This window comes from Mongoliitalea sp. (assembly GCF_054166905.1).
The window spans coordinates 52,407-71,237 of record NZ_JBSZCK010000011.1; the positions used below are offsets into that span (position 1 = coordinate 52,407).

Here is an 18,831-nt window from a genome sequence, read left to right on the forward strand (position 1 = left end):
CAATGGAAGAGGAAATTAAAAGCTGTAAAATTCTCATTATTGATGATAAAGCATCCAATGTAGATCTTTTACTTCAACTGATGGACAATCTGGGATATCAATCAGTAACATCCATTACAGATTCAAGAATAGCTATGGAAACTATTGATTCCTTCCAACCTGATATTCTGTTATTGGATTTAATGATGCCTGTTGTTTCCGGTTTCGATATTTTGAAATTGATACAAAGTGATCCTGCAAAATATTCCAATTTGAAAGTGTTGGTATTAACAGCAGATATAACGCTGCCTACCAAACAAAAAGCATTAGCATTAGGTGCACATGACTTCCTAACCAAGCCTTTTGACTTGATAGAAGCCTCCTTGCGTATCAAAAATTTATTATGGAGTGCATATCTTTATAAACAACTAGAAAATCAAAACCAACTCCTAGAAATAAAGGTTGCCGAACGGACCAAACAGTTACAAAAAAGCAATGAAGCAATAAAAGTACAAATGGAAGCGCTCAAAGAAATTGCTTGGATGCAATCCCATATCGTAAGGGCGCCTGTGGCCAGAATATTGGGTCTTGTAAGTATCTTGACCGAGCCTGATACTTCTTTGGAATTAATAAAAGAAACGTTAACCAAGCTCGAAATGTCTGCCAAGGAGTTAGACAATGTGGTCAAAGAAATTACAGAAAAAACATACATACGTGGAATGTTTGATTAAGCCCACGAAATCCCTACATTTATTTACAAAATTAAGTAACCTTACACCCTCTTTATGAACTTTTCGCTACTGATTATCGACGATGATGATGTATTTCTGCATCTCCACGAACAATTATTACTTAAACATGGCTTGGTGCGTCCACCAAAAAAATTTGAAACTTGCTATGAAGCACTACAGCACATCGAGCAGAACCGAGGATCTGATATAATTTTTTTTATACTTTTAGATATTTATATGGATGGGATGAATGGATGGGAGTTTATGGATGAATTGTATGCTAAAGACCTTGATAACCAAACCAGAGTAGTGATTGTCAGTTCCTCTATCAATCTTCATGACCATAAAAAAAGTGAGGAGTATCCAAATATATTGGCTTACATAGAAAAACCATTTACCAATGAGCACTTAGTGCAATTGTTAGAGGAAACAGATTTGAAAGACTTTCTGTAATGATTGAGCAACTTGATTCCAGTCTACTCAATTTTAATCAGGACTCTCTATTCCTGTTAAACCTTTCTTTAGCAATCATTATGTTTGGAGTTGCCTTGGATTTGAAAGTACAGGATTTCAGGTATATAGGAAAAAATCCTAAAGCCTTTTTAGCAGGTATCCTTTCACAATTTCTGGTTTTACCGTTTCTAACACTTGTACTTGTTATCATTATACAAGTTCCTCCTTCTGTAGCGTTGGGGATGTTTTTAGTGGCAGCATGCCCTGGGGGTAATGTTTCCAACTTTATGACGCATTTAGCCAAAGGCAATACGGCTCTATCAGTGTCATTAACGGCTTTTTCAACTGCATTCTCCATATTTCTTACACCCTTAAACTTTGCACTTTGGGCGTCCTTCTATAGTCCCTCAGCAGATTTACTTCAAAGTATTTCATTATCATATTTTGAAGTTTTTCAGACGGTTGCCTTAATTTTGGGTATTCCGTTGATGACAGGTATGTATATCAATAGTCATTATCCCATTTGGGCAACAAAGGCCACAAAAATCCTTAAACCTTTGAGTATTCTGATTTTCGCTGGATTTGTGATTATCGCTTTCACAGGTAATTATAATTTGTTTATTCAGTTTATAGGATTGATTTTCTTTTGGGTATTAGGACATAATTTTATTGCATTGCTAGCTGGATTCAGTTTGGCGAAAGTCTTTAGACTACCTCTAGCAGACACCAAAACGCTCACGATTGAAACAGGGATTCAAAATTCAGGCTTAGCTTTAGTCCTAATTTTTACGTATTTTGATGGTTTAGGGGGCATGGCCATCATCGCAGCTTGGTGGGGAATCTGGCACATCATCTCCGGAATGGGCTTGGCTATTGTTTGGAAGGGATATCAAGAAAAAGTCTTACAGACTTCCGAAAATTAAAGAACCATGAAAAACCTTTTTAATTGGCTACTTCGACTGGCAGTTAAATTTGCTTTGTTTCTATTTTACAGGAACATATCACTTTTCGGAAAAGAAAATCTTCCCAAAAACAAAGCTATTATCATCGTTTCGAATCATCAAAATGCTCTGATTGACCCGTTGATTGTAGCAACACAAACACATCTAAAACCTCACTTCCTCACGAGAGCCTCTGCTTTCAAAAACCCTATTGCAAATAAACTCTTGCGATTTATCCGGATGATTCCTGTTTATCGTGTTCGGGATGGAAAGGAAAACATGGAGAAAAACAACCAAACGTTTGATCAGTCAGTATCCATACTTTCCAATCATGGTTCTATTTTGATTTTTGCCGAAGGCGGACATAGTCATGAACGCAGCCAAAGGCCCTTGAAGAAAGGTTTTACCCGAATTGCTTTTCAAACCTTAGAAAGGTTCCCAGAACTGGACTTAGTTATCCTACCATTGGGCATCAATTATACAAATCAGACACAGTCTGGCGGAAAGGTAAAGGTTTTTGTGGGTCCCGAGATAGCTGTTAAGCCATTTTTAAACAAACACGAAGAATTAATGGCAAAAACAAGTCAAGCGTTACAGCCATTGATTACACAGGTTCCATTGTGGAACTATCAAAATTGCCTCAATTATCTGATTCATCAAAAAACTGATCTGAGTGATCCAGCTCTTGTGAAAGAGGTTCTTGGAAATCAAGAAATCACCTATGCCCCTACTCCAACTAGCACTCCTTACCTAAGTAAAAAACTTTTTCGTCTCGTCCATTGGCCTTTGCTCTTGTTATGGAAACAAGTACGACCAACAATAAACGATCCGGTCTTTCAAGCTACTTTTAAATTTATCATTGGACTTGTAGGATATCCTTTAATGTTTGGTATACTCATTTACTTGCTTCCTTCCATAGGCTTTCAAATGCTTGGCTACACTTGGGCTTTGTTAAGTATTCTTACTGTTCTGAGCAATAAAAGTATGTTAGAATGATCTTTAAATGAAGGATGGTAGATGCTAATTCAGAGTCTACCTATGGGGGTCCTAAGAAATTTTACGTATAAAATTATAGGTTAAAGGTAAAAGTCCCATAGGCAGGACTAATATATTAACCTTAGGCTACAAACCAATATAAGGAATTAAGTATGAAGATTAATTACATCCAACAGGGTAAGGAATTATTTTATATCCTATTTTTAACCTTTGCGTAAAGAGATTGGATATGATAGCGGAGTTTCGTTTTTTTTGGGCGTTTTTTTTTATGGGCTTTTTAAGCCTTAGTAAAGTTGTAGCAACTACAGAGCTCCATATTTCAGAGGTTGATTGGCAATATTTTTCGGAAGATACCATTAAAAAACCCTTGCCAACTTATAGGAAGGATTTCTCTGTTTTAATGGAAAGAGGACCACTGATTCATGCCAATACCGATTGGGGCCAAGCAGTGAACAATACCTTTGATTATAAAGCTGTTGATATCCGGTTGGGCTTTAAGCGTACAGAACCTACCTTGTACAATCACATTTATAGAAACCCTACTTTTGGAATTGGATTTTATAGTGCTACTTTCCAAAGTGAATTTTTGGGGCAGCCACATGCCCTCTATGCCTTTGCAGATATTCCCTTTAAGCGTCGATATTTCAACAATCTGTTAAGCTTTCGCTACTTTACTTCTGTTGGTATTGGTTTTAATTTCAGACCTTTTGATGAGGAAGAAAATCCTTTAAATCAGTTTATTGGATCCTATGAAAACATTTATACCCATTTTGGATTCACCAGTTCTTATCAAGTCAATGCAGGTTTATTCATTGATGCGTCTGTTGGACTTAAACACTTCTCGAACGGTTCACTGAGAAAACCCAATACAGGGTTAAATATCATCCCATTCACAATAGGACTAAGAAGTGTCTTGAACGAACGATACCATACAGCTACTTACAAGAAAGCCATTCCAGGTTACATAATGCAGCCACAATGGAATTTTTTGATGAGTGTTGGTGGAAAAAATTACACAACAGGGGAAGGCCAATATCCAAAACTAGCCTTAGGTGTACAACGGGTTTGGCAACTTAATTATAGGTATCGATTAGGTATAGGCACTGATATGTTTTACTCTGGTGCAGCAGAACGAAGATTGGATCGGGAAAAAGTCTCCTTTACTGATAGAGCTTCTTTTGGTATGGTGGGTATATGGGAATGGGTGCTAACTCCAAACCTTTACGTTCCCATTGGAGTTGGCGCCTATCTCCATAGAAACCTTCACAATGAAGAAATCACTTGGTACTATTCCCGCCTTGGAGTGAGGTACCGACTAAACAACGGACTCTCTGCTGGGCTATCCATCAAAGCCCACCGGCTAAAAGCGGATTTCTTTGAATGGACAGTGGCATATAGTGTGTTTAAGTGAACCGCCAGGAAAGAAGTAAATCATTAGCAATAGTATACCTTGATAGATAAATCTACCTAACCCTACACTAAGTCCCTATGACCATTGAGCACAAAAAAACCCGACCACTCTAGTCGGGTTTTCAAATTATTACCAAGCAATAATATCATTGCTCACTATGCTATGTTAACTGTGCACTGTTAACTGCTCACTATGAACATTCTTATCTCTCCATCCAGCCTTCGCCAAGAATAGCAATCAATTTCTGATTGTATTTTTCAGCTTCAGCAGAATTCTTCAAGCGTGAGTGGATTTGGAAAAGAATCTCAAGGATTTCAGTATTATCAGGTCTCAATTCAGATGCTTTAGTGAAATAAGGTACTGCATCTTTATACAGACCATCCGCCTCAGCACTCATGGAAGAAGCTCTTTTCTCCCACTCCTCATCAGATAAGTTATTTACTTCAGCCAAGATTGCCCTAGCTCTATCCAAGTAAATAGCACCTGTATAATAATTTCCCTCAAAGAAATCCGGGTCTGCTTCTGTTGCTTTTCTATATTGCTCTAATGCACCATCCATATCACCAGACTGCTCTAGTAAGTAACCATATCTCAACAATAAACCGGAATTTTCAGGATCATCTTTCAAGGCATTTTGAACTGACACCATAGCTTCTTCCATTTTATCCATCTGAAGCAACAACTGAACTTCAAATTCCGATAAAGTTTTGTCTTCAGGGAAGTCCTTTTTCGCCATTGTCACATACTTGTAAGCTACCTCAGGATCTTTTTCTTCCGCAGAGGCTATTTGAATCAAGAAATAATAGGTGTTCAATTTGTCATACTCAGGAACCTCCAATAATCTGTAGAAGTGTTTCTTAGCAGCCTCTACATTTCCCATTTCTGCGTAAGCAAGGTAACCTGCATTGAAATTGGCTGTAGTATCTGTTGGATCAATATCGGAAACCAAATTGAAGAATTCGTAAGACATTGGATAATCTTCATCTTCATAGGCCATAATAGCCTTGTCAAATGATGCCATTCTAAGAGAAACCATTGAATATGGTCTTAAATTTTCTGGCATTCCTGGGATTTCTTCCTTCCAAACTTCCTTACCGATTTTACTGCTGACGTCACCATCAACCATTTCCATCGTTTTATTAAACGAATTGAAAGCTGCTCTACCGATTGCAATGGTTGAAGCTGTAAAATCTTCGTCTTGAACGTACATCTTGGTTTCAATTTGACCTTTCAAGAGCATAGTGGCTGGGTCATCCTTGGTATCTGCGCTTGTAAGCGCTTCATTAACCTCTTCTAAGGCCACTTCAAGATTTCCCTTCTTAAAGTTAGAACTAGCAGATCTAACTACTTTCTTTTGGGCAAAGGCAGCTGTAGCGAAAACCACAAGCGCCAATGATAAGATTAACTTTTTCATTTGATTACTGATTTGCTAAATTGTTTGGTTCTGATTAAGTTCAAATTATTCCGTTGGTTGCTGTTCTGTTGGAGCAGTAGTTTCTCCCCCATCTGTTTCCTCCTCTTCTTCTTTCTTGATTTTCTCAACAGAAGAAATGGCATCACCCTCACTCAGTTTGATTAAACGCACACCTTGTGTAGCTCTACCCATAACCCTTAATTCTGAAACAGGCGTTCGGATGGTGATTCCTGATTTATTGATAATCATCAAATCATCAGTATCTACCACTTCTTTGATTGCTACTAACAAACCTGTCTTTTCCGTTACATTCATGGCACGGACACCTTTACCACCGCGATTGGTAATTCTATACTCATCTATCGGAGAACGTTTGCCATAACCATTTTCTGAAACTACCAGTAGGTTTGCATCTTCTCTGGAGGCACATACCATGCCAATTACTTCATCATTAACATCTGTTAACGTAATGGCTTTTACACCAGTAGCCGTTCTACCCATCGGCCTTACTGTAGATTCTGGAAAATGTATGGCTCTTCCGGATTTAGCAGCAATGATAATATGCGAATTGCCATCGGTCATATCTACTGCCAGCAACTGATCATCTTCTCTGATATTCAAGGCAATGATACCATTTGTTCGAGGTCTTGAATATTGTTCAAGAGTAGTTTTTTTGATGATACCTTGTTTGGTTACCATCACTAAGAAATTGTTATTAATATAATCTTCGTCACCTAGATCAGCCACTTGAATAATGGATCTGATTTTATCATCTGCCTCTATGTTAATCAAGTTTTGGATAGGTCTGCCTTTGGAGGTTTTTGATCCCTCTGGGATTGCATAGGTTTTCAACCAAAACAACTTCCCATGATCAGTAAAGATCAACAAGTAATTGTGAGTAGAAGCCGTAAATAAATACTCAGTCCAATCATCTTCTTTGGTGGTAGCACCTCTACTACCTACTCCTCCTCTTCCTTGTGATCGGTATTCATTTAATAAGGTTCGTTTGATATAGCCCTGATGAGAAACCGTAATAATTACTTCTTCATTAGGAATCATATCCTCGTAGCTAAAGTCCTCCGCATTATGCTCAATGACCGTTCTTCTTGAATCATTGTAGCGAGTTTTCATTTCTGTTAGCTCATCTTTGATGATTTGCATCCGCTTCTCCTCACTTCCCAGGATAAACTTCAGCTCTTCAATCAAGGCCATGATTTCTTTGTATTCCTCTTGGATCTTATCGCGCTCCATTCCTGTCAATCGCTGCAAACGCATATCCAAGATAGCACGTGCCTGAATCTCACTTAAGCCAAAACGCTCCATCAAACCATTTCTCGCGGTCTCAGGGTCTCTTGAACTTCTAATCAAAGAAATTACCTCATCCAGATTATCTAAAGCAATTAGATAACCTTCTAAAATATGTGCTCGCTTCTGTGCTTCTTGCAACTCATACTCAGTCCTACGAATCACCACTTCATGTCTATGATTGACGTAATGCACAATCATATCTTTCAAATTAAGTGTCTGAGGACGGCCTTTGACCAAAGCGACGTTATTGACTGAGAATGAAGTTTGTAACTGCGTCTGCTTGTAGAGGTTATTCAAAACAACATTGGCAACAGCATCCCGCTTCAACTCATAGACTACTCGCATTCCTTGTCTATCAGACTCGTCGCGGATTGCCGATATCCCATCGATCTTTTTTTCGTTGATGAGCTGAGCTGTTTTCTCAATCATACTGGCCTTATTGACCTGGTATGGAATTTCAGAAATAATGATCGACTCTCTACCATTATCTCTTGTCTCAATATCCGCTTTTCCCCGGATAATGATTCTTCCTCTACCAGTTTCAAATGCTGCTTTCACACCATTGTATCCATAGATAATGGCACCCGTTGGGAAATCTGGAGCTATGATATGTTCCATCAATTCACTGATGGTGATTTCATTATTATCTATATAAGCAATTATTCCATCTACTACTTCACCCAAATTGTGAGGGGCCATATTAGTAGCCATCCCGACGGCAATGCCTGAGGCACCATTCAGCAATAATGCAGGAATTTTTGCGGGCAGTACAATCGGCTCTTTTAAGGAATCGTCAAAGTTCAGCTGGAAGTCAACCGTATTCTTATTGATGTCCACCAATAATTCTTCAGCAATTCTTTTCAATCTTGCTTCGGTATAACGCATCGCAGCAGGATTATCTCCATCGATGGAACCAAAGTTACCCTGGCCATCAACTAAAGGATAGCGTAAAGACCAAGGCTGTGCCATACGAACCATGGTCTCATACACTGCTGAATCTCCGTGTGGGTGATACTTACCGAGCACCTCCCCTACGATTCTGGCTGACTTTTTATACGGTTTGTTGTGCAAGACACCAAGTTCCTGCATTCCAAACAAAATTCTCCTATGTACAGGTTTAAGACCATCCCTTACATCTGGAAGTGCTCTGGAAACAATAACCGACATTGAATAATCAATGTAGGCTCCGCGCATTTCGTCTTCAATGTTGATAGGGATTATATTCTCGTTCTCTCCTCGAGCCATAAATTTATATTATCTCAATAAGCTTGCAAGTTAATAAAAAACCTGATGCTTTAAAAAGAATATTTGGCAAAGGAATAGTGAAATTGGACATGATTTAATACCATTGACCTACCTTTCTATTTTGTAATTGAAAGATCGAACTACCCCTATACTCGACCCCATCATGTAAGTGCTTCATTACCACACCGCATCCCGGCACTTTACATCGTTTTGTCCCTGGAAGGCTTAAAGACAAACCCACTTGAACAGGATAGAGTACTTGCCTGAAACTTTGAAAATCTACAGGGTTTTCTGCTTGGTAGACAAAACTCCTCGTTTCATAACCAGCTTTGATAAAAAATCTGGCATACTCCGAGAAGTCACGCTCAAGCCTAAAGGACACATTGAAAAATGGATCAGCACCAACCTGAACAGCAGGATCTATAGGTTGTCTGACAAGGATATTTCCAAACTGTCCTTCAATCATAAATCTCCAAGGATAGTTTTGGCGAATTCTTTGATTCTTCTGAGACTGCATATAAAAGTTTTGAGAAGAATACTTTCTGTAACGCCAATTCAAATACTTTGCTCTTTTACGTGCATCGTACAAAACAAGTCCAACCGTTCCAAAAACTTTATCAAAGGTGTATTGGGTATTATCAAACACGAATTCATACGGGGAAGCTTCCATTGGAGCCATACTTCCAAACTCCCTTCCGTAGCCTCCTCCAAGGGTGATGGTATTAAACATGCTTATTTTCGCGGCAAAGTGAAGAGGCAAAGCCATCTGACCTATGCTCCGAAAGTTGAGTGTGTCCTCAGAAGAAATTGTTCGAAGATTATCCAAATCACGGGTTTGGATAATAGGATATTGGGAAGGGTTTTCAGAAGTAAACGTCATTAAATTTTGATGATAAGCAGTACCTGCCCCAAACTCTATCGATACTAAAGACACCAAGTTGCGGGTAGCATTACCAATGTTACTTTGGCTTTTCCTTCCTTTTTCTCTTGCACGAGTATCCAATCCAAAAATATCTTCTTGGGCAGAAACATGACCTGTGATCATCAAAACTGTTGCCCCAAGCAACAACAAATACTTTTTCATCCGAATCATAGTCTACGAAAGTAACTAATTGTACCTTTCAATGTTAGAAAAACGTTCAATTTTTACCCAAAACATAAATCCAGACAATTATTTCATACTACAAAGGCCATACTAGGAAGTTTTTCAAAAATGAAATATCATTCCATAACCCTTTACAACAAAAAGGCCCTCAGTTACCTGAAGACCTTTTATCAAACAAACCAAATTAAAAGGGTTTATTGTTCTGTGTCTGCATCAGAAGAACCTTGCGTCTTCAAATCAGCAATCATAGAATCAATTTGAGATTTTACAGAAGGATCTGCCATGGCTCTTTTTACCTTGTTGTAAGTAGCTGCACCAAGCACTTCAGGATCCTTAATTAACTCAATCATATACTCCTTAACTTCTTCTCCAATAGAATCAATGTAAGACTGAATCTCAGAATAAGCTTCCTTCTCCTCCTCTGTCACGTTGATTTCTGCCATTTTATCTTCCTTACCCCAAGCAGCTTTGATCTCATTGTAACGTGCGCCACCGCCTAATACTTCGTTTTCACGGATCATCTCCACAAGCTTCTCCTGTTTTTCTTGAGTGAAAGCTGATACCATAACCTCCATTGTGGCATACTTTTTCATTTCCTCCTCTGTTACTTCATCGGAATCGTCTTGAGCAACCACTTGGAAACTCATCAATCCTGCTAATAGGAAAACGAAAACAAATAATTTCTTCATACAATAATTGGTTTAATGTGAGATTTCAAACTTTTGCTCAATAAAATTCAAAAAGTACTGTTTTCCAAAAATTCTTCAAAAATATAGCACTTAAAAAATGTTAAATGGTGAATATTTTGGACCAAAGGATAAAGGATATGTCTGAAGATTAAGCTCCATGAGGCAAGCCCACAGGCAAAATGATTTGAAGTAGTCACCAAATTTCTACAAGATAACTCAATAAAAAAGCATGATTATTTTTTTCCCCTGAGTTAAGAAAAATCTTTATAGAAAATTGTTTTTCAATCACTTATAAATTTTTCAAATCCTTTATAGTCTGAATTGGATTAGATGAATTGAACACGAAACTACCTGCAACCAATACATCTGCCCCAGCTTCCATCAACAATGGAGCATTAGCCAAATTCACACCTCCATCAATTTCAATCAAGGTTTGGGCGTTTTTGCTAAGAATCAAATCTTTTAATCGTCTAACTTTATCATACGTATTTTCAATAAACTTCTGCCCACCAAATCCAGGATTAACAGACATCAGGCAAACTAGATCAATATCCTGAATGACTTCTTCGAAAGAACTTAAAGGCGTATGAGGGTTCACAGCAATACCAGCTTTACAGCCCAAAGCTTTAATTGCTTGAAGACTTCGGTGCAAATGATTGCAAGCTTCCACATGAACTGAGATAATCGAAGCCCCTGCTTTAGCAAATGCTTCGAGATAGTTATCCGGATTGACAATCATCAAATGAACATCCAAAGGCTTTTTTGCATGCTTGTGCATAGCCTCTGTCACAGGAATTCCAAAAGAAATATTAGGCACGAAAACACCATCCATGATGTCTACGTGAATGTAATCACAGGCAGAGGCATTTAACATTTCGATCTCAGATTGAAGATTGGCAAAATCTGAGGCTAATACAGATGGAGCGATTTGAACAGGCATGTTTGGGATTTTTCTTGCAAAAGAAATAAAATTCGGTCAAGAGGCCTATTTTTTAATCAGTTTTGTGCTATAAACCTTCCCTCCTGCCAAAGCTCGCACTATATAAAGTCCAGATTTCAATTGAGGAACAGCTATTGAAAAAGGTTCAAAGCTTTCTTTTCTGCTAAAATCTCCATAGTGCACAAGTCTTCCCTGTACATCCAATAACTGAATCTGCACATTCAACTCTTGATCAAAGTCCAAAAAGAAAATATTGCCCATTAATGGATTTGGGAAAAGCTTTCGCTGTATACGCTCGGGATTAATATTCAATACCTCACCCAAATACGCTTTTCGAAAGTCGGGTATACCATAACCAAATTGATTATCCGGATTCTCCGCTTGAGTTGCTGATTGAAGCATCACTCCTATAAGTTCATCCTTCGTAAGTTCTGGTTTGGCCTGCCAAATACCTGCTGCCAAGGCTGCAATCTGAGGTGAAGAAAAAGAAGTTCCATTTGATCTACCCGCCGTTCCATTGGATCGCAACAACCAAACTTGGCTTCCCAAGGTGGTGAGATCCGGTTTGATCCTTCCATCTGCCGTGGGCCCTTGAGAACTAAAAGACGATCTACTTAGATCCTGAACAACGGAACCAACAGCCAATATGCCTTTCGCATCAGCCGGCATAGTAATGGAACTAGGACCTCTAAAACCATAATTTCCAGCAGAAGTAACTACCAAAATCCCTCTTTCTCCCGCTACAGTAGCTCCCTTGGTAATTACCGAAGTTTCTCCGTTTAAATCACTGAATGTGTAATCCATTGTAGAATCATCGAAATCCCAATAACCTAAAGAACTGTTGATGATGTCCACCCCTAAGCTATCGGCATACTCTGCTGCTTTGACCCAATTATATTCTTCAATCCTGTATTCGGTAGGCACATCCTCTGTGATACACAAAATATAATTAGCTTCAGGCGCTCCAGCCACCAATACATCTGCATCATTGGCTGCTATCAGGGATAATACATTCGATCCATGCTGGTTTTTGCGAAATACACTAGCGCTCCAAGGCTCTACAAAATCTTTTGTTCCGATAATTCTATTATTGGTGATTAAATGATTGAGGGCGGGGATGGTATTAACTCCAGGAAACCCGGCATCAAATACTGCAATGGTCATCCCTTGTCCTTTATAACCTTCCTCATGCATAAAAGGAATACCCAATAATCCGTTTTGAAAAGCAAATTCCGATGAATTGTTCAATCGGGAGTTCAAAGACTCTTCTGAAGTTATTGCTTCAAATTTTTTATGAGACTGTGTGGGCTGAATCCTTCCCTGAGGAAGAAATCCAGGAGCGACCAAAACCACTTTTTCAACAAAATCCAATGCTTCCAAAGCGACTATTACTTCTGCATCAGCTATGGCAACTGAAGCATTCAACCATTTGGAATGATATAAAAAGTTATTAACCAATGGTTTAACCGCATCTATATATTTGATAGATACAGGTAAGTCCAAACTATCTAAATTGATTTGCTGTCTTGACCGTCTCAATAGGGAGGCATCTGTTAAAAAATTTTGGGGCGTATTCAGTGAAAAATCAGTCTGTGGCTTGTATTTATAATGGATGGCATATCTGTTTTGCGCCTGCACTGATTCCCCCAACAAGATCAACAAGATACTTATCCATATCAGCCTATAACCTACCATAATCAAATAACTTCATATGTGTTTTTCTTCCTCCATTGATCAATTGCTGACCGAGACAATCATTTCTTGAACAATAAGTAAACACCTCATAGTATTGCTCCACCATTCCTATCCCCCTAGCAAAGACCTCGTAACGGTTATCCCGAAAGGTAATCAAATCATCATCTTCCTCTTGAACGACCAAAATCGCTCTTGGATACATCACGCCACCTGATTCAACAACACCTGCACGGACAATTGTAAAATCATCTCTTTCTAAAGAATTAAATACGTTTCCATCCCATGTCACCTCTTGTCTTGGAGGAAAAACTAATGGAATGATATTTCTGTTTTCGATGAATCGAATTAATGAGTTTCGTCTGACAAATTGAGCATAATTGGTAATAGTTACCCAATTGTTGCGATTTGATGATTCTTCTCTTTTTATAACATAAACCAATTCATTTTGGGCATTGACATAGGTATAGTCTACCACGTCACGGATAAAATAGGATCGTTCTTCCTGATCATTTTCACCAAAAACAATCACTTCATCAACTTCGTATATCCAGAATCTACCCACTTGCAGCGGTTGATAGTCTTTACCCATATCAACAATCGGGTTTTCTGTCTCACAAGAAAGCAGGAGAACACTGAAGAAAATGAGTAAGAATCTGTAACGCATATAAGCTATACTAGTACCGTGGCTTAAAAATACATTTTTCGGATGAAATCATGTACCTTCGTACCGATAAATTCAAACATACAAGAAAAATGGCACTGAAAACCTTTGTGAAAATCTCTCAAGTCAACAATCTAACCGATGCCCGTTACTGCGCAGGCATGTATGTCAATTGGATGGGTTTTAGCTTGGAAGAGAATAATGCAAACTATCTTTCTCCTGAAAAATACAAAGAAATCACCGATTGGCTTTCTGGTGTTTCTTATGTAGCTGAATTTGATCATTCCCATCCTGAAAATATCCTTCAAACCCTCCAAGCATACGAGGGAATAGATGCCGTCGAAATTTCCGAAGAAGTACATATACCGATGTTACTAAATACAGGGAAAGCCCTGATTTTTAGAGCAAGTATACAATCTGAGGAGGACATCCGTGCATTGATTTCTAAAGCAATTGGATTCAAAGAAAATCAGGTGACGATACTACTTGATTCTACTTTAGAAACCCTGTCTGATGAAATGATTTCCCTAATTGCAAAACTTTCAGAGCAAACCCAAGTGTTGCTGGGTTTCGGATTAGATGCTAGCACACTGGAAACCACTTTAGCTCAAACTGGCGTGTATGGAATTTCACTGAAAGGTGGAAAAGAAATTAGCCCCGGTTTGAAAGACTTTGATGAGTTGGCGGAAATTTTGGAATTATTGGAAGTGGAAGATTAATCAAACCAAAGATGAGATTGGACAAGCAAGCAATTGCCCAAGACTTTATGCAGATACAAGACCATATCTGCCAAGAGTTGGAATTGGGTGATGGTCAGGGAAAATTTAAGGAAGATCAATGGACAAGGCCCGAAGGAGGGGGAGGCAGGACCCGAATATTTGACAATGGAAAAATCATTGCAAAAGGAGGTGTTGCTTTTTCTGCTGTGGAAGGCCCTACTCCCGATAAAATTTTGCAGAAATTACAGTTGGAGCAGGCGGATTTCTTTGCTACCGGTGTATCTATTGTCATACACCCTGAAAGCCCAATGGTACCCATCATCCACATGAATATCCGATATTTTGAGATGAGCTCAGGGGTTCGTTGGTTTGGTGGTGGGATAGATTTAACCCCCCATTACATTGATGTGGAAGATGCTAAATTCTTTCACCAACAAGTAAAGGATACCTGCGATAGTTTCAACACTTCCTATTATCCAAAATTTAAAAAGTGGGCAGATGACTATTTTTACATCAAACATCGTCAGGAAACCCGTGGAATAGGTGGAATCTTTTTTGATAGATTGGTAAGTGAGGATGAGGATGAGATGAAGCAGATCTTTGAATTTGTTAAGTCTGTGGGGTATTTATTCCCTAAAATTTACAGACATTATATGGCTAAAAATTCACAACTGCCTTATGGAGCACAAGAGCAAAAGTGGCAATCCCTTCGCAGAGGCCGCTATGTAGAATTTAATTTGGTTTGGGATGCAGGTACTAAGTTTGGACTAGACACCAATGGACGCACAGAAAGTATCCTCATGAGTATGCCTCCTGCGGCTAATTGGGAATACATGCATCAACCTGAAGTTGGAAGTAAGGAATCCTTCACCTTAGAACATTTGAAAAAAGATATTGACTGGATAAGTTACTAGGCAATGCTCGAATCAATCAAATCACTGGATGAATCTGTTTTGCTTTTCTTCAATGGACTGCATCATCCTTTCATGGATCCAATCATGTACACGGCTACCCAAACTTGGCCTTGGGTCCCCATGTATGCGTTTTTATTGTATTTGATTTGGAAGACACATGGGATACAGGGTTGGTGGACCTTGATTGGTATTTTCTTGGCAGTTTTGTTTGCTGACCAGTTTACCTCTTCTTTCATGAAGCCGTTTTTCGGAAGATTGAGGCCATGCCAAAATCCTGATTTAGCAGAAGTTTTGCATACATACAGAACCTGCGGAGGGAAATTTGGATTTGCTTCTTCCCATGCGGCCAACAGCTTTGCTATCGCGACATTGATGTGGCAGCTGATTGGTAAAAAATACCCTGCTGTTAAATGGTTATTTGCTTGGGCGGTGTTCTTCTCCTATACCCGAGTGTATCTAGGCGTTCATTACCCAGGAGATATCCTGGTAGGTGGTATCGTGGGTGCTTGCTGCGGTTACCTTGCTTACTTGATCAGTCATCAAATTTATCTTTGGACATCTACAAGTAAACCAACACTTCCATAAACATTAATCCTGTCAGGGTTTTCATGGGGATCTAATTTCCTTGATTAACTAAAATCCTGACAGGCTCTTTCCTGGATATGAACCAAATACTTCACTCTTATTGCTGATACCCTCTGATTATTCGTTGGATATACTTCCCGACAATATCAAATTCCAGATTCACCTCATCTCCAACCTGCAACTGATGGAAATTGGTAAACTCATACGTATAAGGAATAATAGCTACGGTGAATCCGCCATTTTTTGAATTGAAGCAGGTTAGACTGGTACCATTGATAGTAATGGAGCCTTTTTCAACAGTTACATTCCCAGTCGAAGGGTCAAATGAAAAATCAAATAACCAAGAGCCATCTCTTTCTTCAATATTGACCACCTTCCCTATCTGATCCACATGCCCTTGTACAATGTGCCCATCAAAACGTCCATTCGCAGGCATACAGCGTTCAATATTGACTTTTTTACCAGCCTCCCAAGATTTCAAATTAGTTTTTTGTAAGGTTTCATCGATCGCTGTTACACGATAGGTTTCCCCTGCTATAGCCACAACTGTTAAGCAAACCCCGTTATGGGCAACTGATTGATCAATTTTTAATTCATGTGTTATTGGTGAACTGATGTCAAAATGAATATTGGTGCCTTCAACCGTTTTTGCTTTGACTGTTCCGAGTGTTTCAATGATTCCTGTAAACATTTGTAGAATGTAAGCTTTTGGATTTCAAAAGAGAGCCGTCTTTGGATGATTTTCTCTTCAAAATAAGTGAATAATTCCTTTAACTTCGCAAAGTCGAATCATGTTTTGAAGAATTAATCCACCCAATGATTAAACTGGAAGATACCTACAAGCACAAAGGTCAACGAAAAGCTCTAGTCAAACTACTGCGAGAGAAAGGCATACAATCGGAAGCTGTCCTGCAAGCCATCGATACGCTCCCACGGCATTTTTTTTTCGATTCGGCCCTCGCCTCACATGCCTATGAAGATAAAGCATTCCCAATCGGAGAAGGTCAGACCATCTCTCAGCCCTACACAGTTGCTTTTCAAACAGAGCTATTGAATGTAAAGCCGGGAGATAAAATTTTGGAAATTGGTACAGGTTCGGGATATCAAGGAAGCATTTTACATTTATTGGGAGCGGAGGTACACTCTATCGAATACCAAGCAAAGCTATTTGAGCGTACCAAAAAATTTTTAGGCAAACTGGGTATTCCTTTAAAGTTCTATTTTGGAGATGGCAGTCAAGGAATCCCACAACAAGCCCCATTTGATAAAATAATTGTTACTGCTGGTGCACCTATAGTACCAAACTCTTTATTGAATCAATTGAAAATAGGTGGAATTTTAGTCATCCCGGTAGGTGACCGAAAAACCCAAAAAATGCTCAAATTGACCAAACAGAGTGCTACCAAAATCATCAAAGAGGAGTTCAATAATTTTGCATTTGTCCCTTTATTGGGGAAAGAAGGATGGGTTTGACAAAATTTTATATGGTTTTTGAAAACCAAAAACACTTTCATTGAGTTAAAATTTTGTATATTTGAAAAAAAATTACTTTTATGGCAAAGAAAAAAGCAGCTTCCTTATCTCAAGTCATTATGACGGAGATGGTTCTCCCTAATGACACCAACACCTTAAACAACCTCATGGGTGGAAAATTGATGCATTGGATGGACATTGTAGCAGCAATTGCCGCTCAAAAACATTCCAATAGAATCGTAGTAACTGCTTCAGCCGATAGCATTTCCTTCAAGCATCCGATAGCTTTGGGTAATGTAGTAACGTTAAAAGCCTTTGTTACCAGAGCATTCAACTCTTCTATGGAGGTGTACATCGAAGTATTTGCCGAGGATATTCCTGCTAACAAGAAAATCACTACTCACCGTGCATTTTTTACCTTCGTAGCGGTAGACCAAAATGGACGGCCAATTGAAGTACCTGAGGTAGAGCCTTCTACTCCGGAAGAAATAGAATTATTCGAAGGTGCCTTGCGGAGAAGACAGCTTCGCTTGATTCTCTCCAAAAAAATGGACCCAAATGATGCTTCTGAATTAAAAGCAATTTTCGATTTGAACGAACCTAAGTAAATTATTTCTAACCCGGCTTTTTGAGTCGGGTTTTCTTTTTGCTTCTTTGGAAAGCCCCCTTTTTTTACGGAATTTAGGCCCATGGAAAATTTGAGTTTACATCACTTAAGTTTATTTATCACCGAAGAAGTATATGTAATTCCCGGTGATGATTTCAAACCCGTCCCACAAGTATCAAATTCTATATCTCAAGACACGAAAGAGAAAGCTGATGCTTCTCTAGAGGAAGCCATAGAGGCGATAGAAAGTATTCCCGCTCTTAGCTATGATGGGAATTTTGAAAAGGGTGTAATGGTAATCGTAGATGAAGCAGAAATAAAGGCAGAGTTGCAAGAGCTCTTATTTAAAATCCTTGGAGCTGTTGGATGCAGTCTTAAAGATATCGCTTTGATTAAAAGTAACGCTTTAGAAGGAACAAGTATGGAATCTATTCAGCAGCTCAATCCTTCGAAAATCATCCTTTTTGGCAAAGTTGCCCATGATATTATGCATTACAGAGAAGAATTATACAAAATTCACGCAGAGGACAGTATTGAGTTTCTATTTGCGGATGATCTGCATGCTATCGCTACTACTGTGGCTCTTAAAAAATCCTTGTGGAACCAATTACAAATCCTTTTTGGAATTCAAAAATAACCTATGAGCAATTCAGCAACAGTATGGCTTAATCGATTCAGATGGATCAGCATTATCGAAGGCTTGTCCTTCTTGATCCTCCTATTCATAGCCATGCCCTTAAAATATGTATTTGACTACCCTTTGGCAGTTACCTATGTAGGCTGGGCCCATGGGGTTTTATTTGTGATCTATATTTATGTGGTCTTCCCTACTGCTTACAAAGCAAGTTGGGATTTCAAAAAGACCTTTCTGGCTTTGGTAGCTTCTATCCTACCCTTCGGACCCTTTGTGTTTGATAAATACATTCTGAATAATCCCTGAAAATTTTATACAATACCATTTAAAT

General features: G+C 38.8%; 20 protein-coding genes. 12 read left to right on the forward strand and 8 right to left on the reverse strand.

Annotation, left to right across the window (positions count from 1 at the left end; genetic code table 11):
* The first annotated feature begins 2 nt into the window (after positions 1-2).
* From ACXIUD_RS02485 to ACXIUD_RS02505, 5 genes are all read left to right on the forward strand, one after another.
* Complete coding sequence (locus ACXIUD_RS02485) at positions 3-710, forward strand: response regulator (protein ID WP_458051030.1); 708 nt, start codon at positions 3-5, stop codon at positions 708-710.
* A 54-nt stretch (positions 711-764) separates the two neighbouring features.
* Complete coding sequence (locus ACXIUD_RS02490; RefSeq protein ID WP_458051031.1) at positions 765-1,163, forward strand: response regulator; 399 nt, start codon at positions 765-767, stop codon at positions 1,161-1,163.
* Positions 1,163-2,086, forward strand: coding sequence for a bile acid:sodium symporter family protein (locus ACXIUD_RS02495; protein WP_458051032.1), 924 nt, complete (start codon positions 1,163-1,165; stop codon positions 2,084-2,086). Before ACXIUD_RS02490 ends, ACXIUD_RS02495 begins: the two co-directional genes overlap by 1 nt.
* A 6-nt stretch (positions 2,087-2,092) precedes the next feature.
* Positions 2,093-3,100, forward strand: coding sequence for a 1-acyl-sn-glycerol-3-phosphate acyltransferase (locus tag ACXIUD_RS02500; RefSeq protein ID WP_458051033.1), 1,008 nt, complete (start codon positions 2,093-2,095; stop codon positions 3,098-3,100).
* A 229-nt stretch (positions 3,101-3,329) separates the two neighbouring features.
* On the forward strand, positions 3,330-4,511 hold the full coding sequence (locus tag ACXIUD_RS02505; RefSeq protein WP_458051034.1) for an acyloxyacyl hydrolase: 1,182 nt from the start codon (positions 3,330-3,332) through the stop codon (positions 4,509-4,511).
* A gap of 202 nt (positions 4,512-4,713) precedes the next feature.
* Here the strand turns inward: ACXIUD_RS02505 and ACXIUD_RS02510 are convergent, their stop codons facing one another.
* From ACXIUD_RS02510 to ACXIUD_RS02540, 7 genes are all read right to left on the reverse strand, one after another.
* Complete coding sequence (locus ACXIUD_RS02510) at positions 4,714-5,925, reverse strand: tetratricopeptide repeat protein (RefSeq protein ID WP_458051035.1); 1,212 nt, start codon at positions 5,923-5,925, stop codon at positions 4,714-4,716.
* Between the two features lie 45 nt (positions 5,926-5,970).
* A complete protein-coding gene (gene gyrA / locus ACXIUD_RS02515; RefSeq protein ID WP_458051036.1) occupies positions 5,971-8,478 on the reverse strand; it encodes a DNA gyrase subunit A in 2,508 nt (835 codons plus the stop codon).
* A gap of 94 nt (positions 8,479-8,572) precedes the next feature.
* A complete protein-coding gene (locus ACXIUD_RS02520) occupies positions 8,573-9,562 on the reverse strand; it encodes a hypothetical protein (protein WP_458051037.1) in 990 nt (329 codons plus the stop codon).
* A gap of 215 nt (positions 9,563-9,777) precedes the next feature.
* Positions 9,778-10,272 carry a hypothetical protein gene (locus ACXIUD_RS02525; RefSeq protein ID WP_458051038.1) on the reverse strand — a complete coding sequence of 165 codons (495 nt, stop codon included), beginning with the start codon at positions 10,270-10,272 and terminating at the stop codon, positions 9,778-9,780.
* Between the two features lie 289 nt (positions 10,273-10,561).
* The gene (rpe, locus tag ACXIUD_RS02530; RefSeq protein WP_458051039.1) at positions 10,562-11,212 is read right to left on the reverse strand and encodes a ribulose-phosphate 3-epimerase; all 651 of its coding nucleotides are present in this window, start codon (positions 11,210-11,212) and stop codon (positions 10,562-10,564) included.
* 45 nt (positions 11,213-11,257) lie between these two features.
* Positions 11,258-12,907: a S8 family serine peptidase gene (locus ACXIUD_RS02535; RefSeq protein ID WP_458051040.1), complete on the reverse strand. Its 1,650-nt coding sequence runs from the start codon at positions 12,905-12,907 to the stop codon at positions 11,258-11,260.
* The gene (locus ACXIUD_RS02540; RefSeq protein ID WP_458051041.1) at positions 12,894-13,571 is read right to left on the reverse strand and encodes a hypothetical protein; all 678 of its coding nucleotides are present in this window, start codon (positions 13,569-13,571) and stop codon (positions 12,894-12,896) included. The genes ACXIUD_RS02535 and ACXIUD_RS02540 overlap by 14 nt, the downstream gene beginning before the upstream one ends.
* Positions 13,572-13,660: 89 nt before the next feature.
* Here ACXIUD_RS02540 and ACXIUD_RS02545 point away from each other — a divergent pair, with 89 nt between their 5' ends.
* The 3 genes from ACXIUD_RS02545 to ACXIUD_RS02555 are packed head-to-tail and all read left to right on the forward strand — an operon-like array spanning position 13,661 to position 15,786.
* Positions 13,661-14,287, forward strand: a complete 627-nt coding sequence (locus ACXIUD_RS02545; protein ID WP_458051042.1) for a phosphoribosylanthranilate isomerase — start codon at positions 13,661-13,663, stop codon at positions 14,285-14,287.
* Positions 14,288-14,298: 11 nt separating this feature from the next.
* Positions 14,299-15,201: an oxygen-dependent coproporphyrinogen oxidase gene (gene hemF / locus ACXIUD_RS02550; protein ID WP_458051043.1), complete on the forward strand. Its 903-nt coding sequence runs from the start codon at positions 14,299-14,301 to the stop codon at positions 15,199-15,201.
* A 3-nt stretch (positions 15,202-15,204) separates the two neighbouring features.
* A complete protein-coding gene (locus ACXIUD_RS02555) occupies positions 15,205-15,786 on the forward strand; it encodes a phosphatase PAP2 family protein (protein WP_458051044.1) in 582 nt (193 codons plus the stop codon).
* Positions 15,787-15,883: 97 nt separating this feature from the next.
* Here the strand turns inward: ACXIUD_RS02555 and ACXIUD_RS02560 are convergent, their stop codons facing one another.
* Entirely contained in the window at positions 15,884-16,477 is a 594-nt protein-coding gene (locus tag ACXIUD_RS02560) for a riboflavin synthase (protein WP_458051045.1), read from the reverse strand.
* 125 nt (positions 16,478-16,602) lie between these two features.
* Here ACXIUD_RS02560 and ACXIUD_RS02565 point away from each other — a divergent pair, with 125 nt between their 5' ends.
* The 4 genes from ACXIUD_RS02565 (at position 16,603) to ACXIUD_RS02580 (ending at position 18,806) form a co-directional block, all read left to right on the forward strand.
* Complete coding sequence (locus ACXIUD_RS02565) at positions 16,603-17,259, forward strand: protein-L-isoaspartate(D-aspartate) O-methyltransferase (RefSeq protein WP_458051046.1); 657 nt, start codon at positions 16,603-16,605, stop codon at positions 17,257-17,259.
* A gap of 80 nt (positions 17,260-17,339) precedes the next feature.
* Entirely contained in the window at positions 17,340-17,867 is a 528-nt protein-coding gene (locus ACXIUD_RS02570) for an acyl-CoA thioesterase (RefSeq protein WP_458051047.1), read from the forward strand.
* Positions 17,868-17,948: 81 nt separating this feature from the next.
* On the forward strand, positions 17,949-18,503 hold the full coding sequence (locus tag ACXIUD_RS02575; RefSeq protein ID WP_458051048.1) for a hypothetical protein: 555 nt from the start codon (positions 17,949-17,951) through the stop codon (positions 18,501-18,503).
* A gap of 3 nt (positions 18,504-18,506) precedes the next feature.
* On the forward strand, positions 18,507-18,806 hold the full coding sequence (locus ACXIUD_RS02580) for a DUF3817 domain-containing protein (protein WP_458051049.1): 300 nt from the start codon (positions 18,507-18,509) through the stop codon (positions 18,804-18,806).
* The last annotated feature ends 25 nt before the right edge of the window (positions 18,807-18,831 follow it).

What these genes read in the sequence shown, in the direction of transcription:
- ACXIUD_RS02540 (WP_458051041.1), bottom strand. Translation starts at nt 13,571, where the DNA reads ATGCGTTACAGATTCTTACTCATTTTCTTCAGTGTTCTCCTGCTTTCT.
- ACXIUD_RS02505 (WP_458051034.1), top strand. Translation starts at nt 3,330, where the DNA reads ATGATAGCGGAGTTTCGTTTTTTTTGGGCGTTTTTTTTTATGGGCTTT.
- rpe (WP_458051039.1), bottom strand. Translation starts at nt 11,212, where the DNA reads ATGCCTGTTCAAATCGCTCCATCTGTATTAGCCTCAGATTTTGCCAAT.
- ACXIUD_RS02485 (WP_458051030.1), top strand. Translation starts at nt 3, where the DNA reads ATGGAAGAGGAAATTAAAAGCTGTAAAATTCTCATTATTGATGATAAA.
- ACXIUD_RS02490 (WP_458051031.1), top strand. Translation starts at nt 765, where the DNA reads ATGAACTTTTCGCTACTGATTATCGACGATGATGATGTATTTCTGCAT.
- ACXIUD_RS02555 (WP_458051044.1), top strand. Translation starts at nt 15,205, where the DNA reads ATGCTCGAATCAATCAAATCACTGGATGAATCTGTTTTGCTTTTCTTC.
- ACXIUD_RS02520 (WP_458051037.1), bottom strand. Translation starts at nt 9,562, where the DNA reads ATGAAAAAGTATTTGTTGTTGCTTGGGGCAACAGTTTTGATGATCACA.
- ACXIUD_RS02570 (WP_458051047.1), top strand. Translation starts at nt 17,340, where the DNA reads ATGGCAAAGAAAAAAGCAGCTTCCTTATCTCAAGTCATTATGACGGAG.
- ACXIUD_RS02560 (WP_458051045.1), bottom strand. Translation starts at nt 16,477, where the DNA reads ATGTTTACAGGAATCATTGAAACACTCGGAACAGTCAAAGCAAAAACG.
- ACXIUD_RS02565 (WP_458051046.1), top strand. Translation starts at nt 16,603, where the DNA reads ATGATTAAACTGGAAGATACCTACAAGCACAAAGGTCAACGAAAAGCT.
- ACXIUD_RS02535 (WP_458051040.1), bottom strand. Translation starts at nt 12,907, where the DNA reads ATGGTAGGTTATAGGCTGATATGGATAAGTATCTTGTTGATCTTGTTG.
- hemF (WP_458051043.1), top strand. Translation starts at nt 14,299, where the DNA reads ATGAGATTGGACAAGCAAGCAATTGCCCAAGACTTTATGCAGATACAA.
- ACXIUD_RS02500 (WP_458051033.1), top strand. Translation starts at nt 2,093, where the DNA reads ATGAAAAACCTTTTTAATTGGCTACTTCGACTGGCAGTTAAATTTGCT.
- gyrA (WP_458051036.1), bottom strand. Translation starts at nt 8,478, where the DNA reads ATGGCTCGAGGAGAGAACGAGAATATAATCCCTATCAACATTGAAGAC.
- ACXIUD_RS02525 (WP_458051038.1), bottom strand. Translation starts at nt 10,272, where the DNA reads ATGAAGAAATTATTTGTTTTCGTTTTCCTATTAGCAGGATTGATGAGT.
- ACXIUD_RS02495 (WP_458051032.1), top strand. Translation starts at nt 1,163, where the DNA reads ATGATTGAGCAACTTGATTCCAGTCTACTCAATTTTAATCAGGACTCT.
- ACXIUD_RS02580 (WP_458051049.1), top strand. Translation starts at nt 18,507, where the DNA reads ATGAGCAATTCAGCAACAGTATGGCTTAATCGATTCAGATGGATCAGC.
- ACXIUD_RS02545 (WP_458051042.1), top strand. Translation starts at nt 13,661, where the DNA reads ATGGCACTGAAAACCTTTGTGAAAATCTCTCAAGTCAACAATCTAACC.
- ACXIUD_RS02575 (WP_458051048.1), top strand. Translation starts at nt 17,949, where the DNA reads ATGGAAAATTTGAGTTTACATCACTTAAGTTTATTTATCACCGAAGAA.
- ACXIUD_RS02510 (WP_458051035.1), bottom strand. Translation starts at nt 5,925, where the DNA reads ATGAAAAAGTTAATCTTATCATTGGCGCTTGTGGTTTTCGCTACAGCT.